Source organism: Thioreductor micantisoli, from assembly GCF_055392745.1.
The window spans coordinates 1-5,168 of the sequence record NZ_AP043761.1 but is presented as its reverse complement, the minus strand read 5'-3'; the positions used below and the strand labels follow the sequence as shown (position 1 = coordinate 5,168).

The window sequence follows — 5,168 nt, the reverse complement described above, 5'->3', positions numbered from 1 at the left end:
CAATATCTGTATAATTTATTATATAATTCGTAAAAAAATAAGGACTTAAAATGCTAAATAAAGTAACTATACGAATAGATAAAAAAGAATGGAATGAATTTAAAAAAATTACTTCAGAACAAGGTTTTAATGCAAGCAGTGTTATAAGAAATTTTATAAAAGAATATCTTAAAAAAAATAAAACAAAGGCATAATGTCTTGACAAACGCCTGACAGATATGTTATTATTATAAAAAAAAGGAGCATTTTAATGCTATTTGATGATTTTGAAACAAAAAAAGAATTATTTTTATCTAATATAAAAAGTAAAACATCTACAAAAAATAAATATAAAAGATATTTAGGAGCACCTATTAGATACCCAGGTGGAAAAAGTTTAGCAGTTGGACAAATTTTAGAATTATTACCTAATGTAAAAAGGATTATAAGTCCTTTTATAGGAGGAGGTAGTATTGAGACTGCTATAAGTAAAGAACTAAATATTCCTGTTATTGGTTTTGATATATTTGATATATTAGTTAATTTCTGGCAAATTTTATTAGATAAAAACATGAAAAAAGAAATGTTAAATATTTTATATAATCTTGAACCTGATAAAGAAACATATATTAAAGTAAAAGAAATTCTGAAAAAACATTGGGAATGGAATGAATATAAAAAAGGTTCAAAAAACAATATTATTTCAGATAAAATTAAATTAGCTGCATATTATTATTTTAATTATAATCTTAGTTATGGACCTGGTTTTTTAGGGTGGCCTAGTTCAATATATCTAAACAAAAGAAAATATTTAACTTTATTAGAAAAACTCGAAAAATTTGAAAATAACCATTTAGAAGTATATTGCTCTGACTTTCAAGAAATTTTAAAAAAATATAACAATGATTTTTTATATTTAGATCCACCTTATTATATTGGTAAAGATAGCAAAATGTTTAAAGGTATTTATCCTATGAGAAATTTTCCTGTTCATCATAATGGTTTCCCACACGAAAAATTAAAAGATATGTTAAAAGAACATAAAGGAGGTTTTATTTTAAGTTATAATGATTGCCCAACAATTAGGGAATATTATAAAGATTTTGAACAATATTTTCCAAATTGGCAATATACAATGGGACAAGGAGAAAAAAGAATAGGAAAATACAGAAAAGAAAGAAATTCTAATACAAATATTAAAGAAAGTCATGAAATTTTAATTTATTCTTCTCCCCAATCTTAATATTTAATGATGTAATCTCTTATCGTGATAACTCATAAACTCTTCCTCTATTTCTTTAGGATAAGATTCACTATTTTCTTGAAAATTCCAATCAGGGTATCTTTTTTCTTTTTCAAAATAATCTTTTTTACATTTATCTTCCATTTCTTTAAAACTTGCAACTTCTACTTCTTCATACCCAAATAAACCTGCAACTTTAGCTTTTACTCTAGGAGAGGTAATAATATATAATTCTACTTTTTTACCAAGTTTTAATTCTTCTTCAATCAATCTATGAATAATAAATCTAGGTCTTCCTGGACTACCCTGCATTGCATTTACATAAAAAGACATAGTTGCTTTTATTCCTCCTTTAGACGCTGAACCACCTATTTTTTTAATTTCACCTTCGGATACAAACAAATAAACTCTTGGTGTATCTTCTACCAATTCTGTGGAAGAAAGTTCTCCTGTATTATAATTTAATTTTATTTTATTTGAATTATCATCTTTTCTTAATTCAAAATCCCCTACTTTTTTACTTGTTTTTACATCTAATATATTCATACTATTTCCCTTTTTTTTATATTATCATATCAAATATTTTTATATTTTAAACGATTTAAGTTACTTTTTTTATTATATATACTTATTATAATAATAAAGGAGAAAAAAAGAAAGAAAGCATAAAATCTTTAGACGCTATACTTACCCCCTTATAGCGTTTGAATTGTGCATACTTGACATTGTGCATAAAACATAGTATGATTTGTGCGTCAAAACATCAAAAAAAAGTCTATAAGCAAACTTTGGCGAGCACGCTTATAGACTTCAATAAGGTTATTAAATGGAATTATACCATAATAGATATAAATATTTAAAGTCAAACGACATAACTTGGTTATATTTTTTTTTAAAAAATGCAGTAGGAACTGAATTTTTAGAATATAATTTACCAGCTCCAAACTATGTGCTACACTCAAATCGTGGTGGAGCATTTATTGGCTGGCAAATAAATGGCTACCCTGGAACAAAAGAAGCAAGAGAATATTTTAATGACATTATTGCACGATTTGTAATTGCTTTTAAAGAGCATAAACCTGAAAGATTATCTTATCAGCCACATTTAGACAATGAATACGCAATAAAAGATATAAAACACTCTTATGAGTTAGGACAATTTCAAAATTTACCTTCTCTTTATTGGGTAAAAGAAAAAAAAATATGGAGTGCTGAAAGTGCTAGTGTAACAGACCAAATCTTTTGGGCTATTAAAATTTATACCGAAGAGCTTATAAAAGAATTTGGAGAAGGCACTCCTGTGCCTTATAGCACAATAGAAGACTATACTCTTAAAACTTTTTTTGGTAGAAAAGATAGAAGCACATTAAAAGCAAAGTGTAGAAGTATTTGGAATTGGTATAACGATAGAGATTGGACTATACCACAACGAAGGGAGTTTAAAATGACAAGAACTGAAAGAGCAAAAGCAAATGCAAAACTAAAACACCAAAGAGCAAGAGCAACTTTATTGGGATTTATTCAAAATAATCTTTTAGCAAATGAATACAAAAAAGCAAACGGAAGCTGGAATATTAAAGAATTATCAAAAGCAACAGGATTACATAGAAATACAATACCAAAACATCTAAAAGAACTACAAGAAGAGGGAATTATATAAAAAAATAGGCAATAATAATATCCTGTATTGAGTTTTAAAATTTTTAATAGTTATAGTAGTTTAAAATTTACTTTTTTCTTCTCTTTTTTTCTCCTTTTTTTTTAAAATTTTTGTTTAGCAATTCTACTGCTTTTTTCAAGAAGCATAACTTTCTAACTTAATTCTGCATTTAAAAAATGCCAACCGACACTACAAATCTTTTTAGCGTATCCAACGCACAGAAATTGCCTGATGTTCCCTAAGCATTTAACTAACTAAACTCCCACCTAAGCAAGATGTTTAAGAAGAAAGTGGCTTATTATCGACACTCACATCGATAGAAACACGCTAGAGCTTTTTGTCTAATAACTAAATAAAAGACCGTTAAAGCATACCGCAAACGAACTCGTAAGATTAAATAAAAAATCATAAATATATAAAAATATCTTACGGACAACCTGTTACTTTTTCTTTTGTTTTTTTAGCACAAAAACAAACGTGGTGTAAAAGTAACGCAAACTCACGAAAAAATGCATAAAATAAAGTTGAACTAACATTTTAGCAAAAAATTTTCGTTCTTACAAGGGGTATCGCCCAGTCATTACGCGAAATTCGGCGTAATAACTGGGCTATTTATGGAGTTTTTGATATAATTTTACGAACACTTAATAAAAGGAGAAATATTAACATATGGAAATAGTAACTGGTGATGATAAATATAAAAAAAAGTTATGCAAACTTTATTACAAGGATAAAATTTTATCCTTACGTAATGAAGGAAAAAGCATTCGAGAAATTAGAGATTATATAAATCGTAGATGCATTCCGAATTCGAAATTTAAAGGGACAACATTAGGACAAACAACAATTTTTAATATTATAAAAGGGGTAAAAAAATGAACTATAGCATATTAATTACTACAATTTTTTTTGGTAGTGGATTTATCTTTCTAGTATTTGGAATTGGCTATATAATTTATAAACTTCCAAAAATAGTTGAAGGAATTAAAGAAGAAATAAAAGATTATTTCTTCGATGAATCTCAACTAAGTTATAACAAAAGAAACTTAGAAAATGCAATTAAAAATTATTATGATGAAGTTAAAAAAGTAGCAGAAATAGAAATGCAAAATGTAGCAGAAGAATTAAAAAATAATCTAACAGAAATAACTAAAATTAAAGAAGAGATTAAACAAATCGAAGAACAAATAAAGCAAATGGAAAAAAGACTTATAGATAAAAATGTAGAAAATAAACTTTTAACAAAACAGCTTATAAAATATAAAAACATAGCACAACGAAAAGAAAAACAAGCAAAAAAAATAAATCAAGAAATAAAAGAAGCTTAAATGGCAAAAGTTAGAAGCTCTATAAATTATCAAGTTTCTGGAATACTCAAACAGCACAACGGAATTGGAGAAAGTAAAAGGGAAACTCGTAACTCATCAAATTTAAAGGGAGAAAACGGACATAAAATATCTAATAAGTTCCACAGCTACAAAACTTTGGATAATGTTCGCAGTCATCTCCAAAATTTAGGAAAATTTTTTAAAGAGAATTATAAAAACAAAGATATGTCCCAAATTACAAGCAAAGTAATAAAAGAATGGATCGAAAGTAAAAATTTAACATATAACACAGCAAGTAACTATCTATCGGAACTAAATAAACTTGCAGACCATTTTAGCTTTACAAAAAATCAAATAAAAGAACTTAGAACAGAATTTAAAACAACTCTTAAAGAAAATATTTTAACAACTCGTGCCTACTCTCAAAAACTTTTAAACAAAATACAATTAAAAAACCCAAGAGAACAAATTGTCTTCCAGCTCCAAAAGGAGTATGGACTAAGAATTTCAGAAGCCTCTCACATCAATTTAAAAAATCTTCAAGGAAACATATTAAATTATCAGCAGAAAGGGGGTATGTGGTCGCAAAAAGAGATTTCGGCTACCTTAGTTCAAAAAATCAAAGAAAATGCAACAGACGGCAAATTTCACGTAGCAATTAGAACTTATCAAGACCATTTAAAAGCAGAAATTATAAAACAAGGTGGAGAGTGGAACGGAACTCACGGCATTAGACATTCATTTGCCCAAAAAAAACTTGAAGAGGGTTACAGCAAAGCAGAAGTCAGTAAAATGATGGGACACGTGCGAGAAGAAATTACAAATACTTATTTGAGATAAATTATTCTAAGCAATTTAGTGTTTTTGATAGATTTAATATATTTTTAAGTTTATATAGTAAAAAATACCTAATTATGTGTTTAAAACCTAATTTTAAATAAGTTTATCTTTGTATAGA

Annotated in this window: 7 protein-coding genes; 6 read left to right on the top strand and 1 reads right to left on the bottom strand. The window is 26.9% G+C overall.

All coding sequences use genetic code 11. The features are described 5' to 3' along the window. Positions 1-50: 50 nt before the first annotated feature. On the top strand, positions 51-194 hold the full coding sequence (locus tag ACZ5OA_RS08900) for a hypothetical protein (RefSeq protein ID WP_464908347.1): 144 nt from the start codon (positions 51-53) through the stop codon (positions 192-194). 56 nt (positions 195-250) lie between these two features. Then, the gene (locus ACZ5OA_RS08895) at positions 251-1,222 is read left to right on the top strand and encodes a DNA adenine methylase (RefSeq protein ID WP_464908346.1); all 972 of its coding nucleotides are present in this window, start codon (positions 251-253) and stop codon (positions 1,220-1,222) included. Positions 1,223-1,225: 3 nt separating this feature from the next. On the opposite strand, the gene ACZ5OA_RS08890 is transcribed toward ACZ5OA_RS08895, so the two are convergent. Continuing rightward, positions 1,226-1,768 (bottom strand): GIY-YIG nuclease family protein, encoded by a 543-nt coding sequence (locus ACZ5OA_RS08890; protein ID WP_464908345.1) that lies wholly within the window; start codon positions 1,766-1,768, stop codon positions 1,226-1,228. Positions 1,769-2,048: 280 nt separating this feature from the next. Between ACZ5OA_RS08890 and ACZ5OA_RS08885 the strand changes: the two genes are divergently transcribed. The 4 genes from ACZ5OA_RS08885 to ACZ5OA_RS08870 all read left to right on the top strand — a co-directional run bounded on the left by ACZ5OA_RS08885 (position 2,049) and on the right by ACZ5OA_RS08870 (position 5,050). Next, on the top strand, positions 2,049-2,882 hold the full coding sequence (locus ACZ5OA_RS08885) for a hypothetical protein (protein ID WP_464908351.1): 834 nt from the start codon (positions 2,049-2,051) through the stop codon (positions 2,880-2,882). Positions 2,883-3,551: 669 nt separating this feature from the next. Further along, positions 3,552-3,761, top strand: a complete 210-nt coding sequence (locus tag ACZ5OA_RS08880) for a hypothetical protein (RefSeq protein WP_464908350.1) — start codon at positions 3,552-3,554, stop codon at positions 3,759-3,761. Then, on the top strand, positions 3,758-4,210 hold the full coding sequence (locus ACZ5OA_RS08875; protein WP_464908349.1) for a hypothetical protein: 453 nt from the start codon (positions 3,758-3,760) through the stop codon (positions 4,208-4,210). Before ACZ5OA_RS08880 ends, ACZ5OA_RS08875 begins: the two co-directional genes overlap by 4 nt. After that, positions 4,211-5,050, top strand: a complete 840-nt coding sequence (locus ACZ5OA_RS08870) for a tyrosine-type recombinase/integrase (RefSeq protein ID WP_464908348.1) — start codon at positions 4,211-4,213, stop codon at positions 5,048-5,050. The last annotated feature ends 118 nt before the right edge of the window (positions 5,051-5,168 follow it).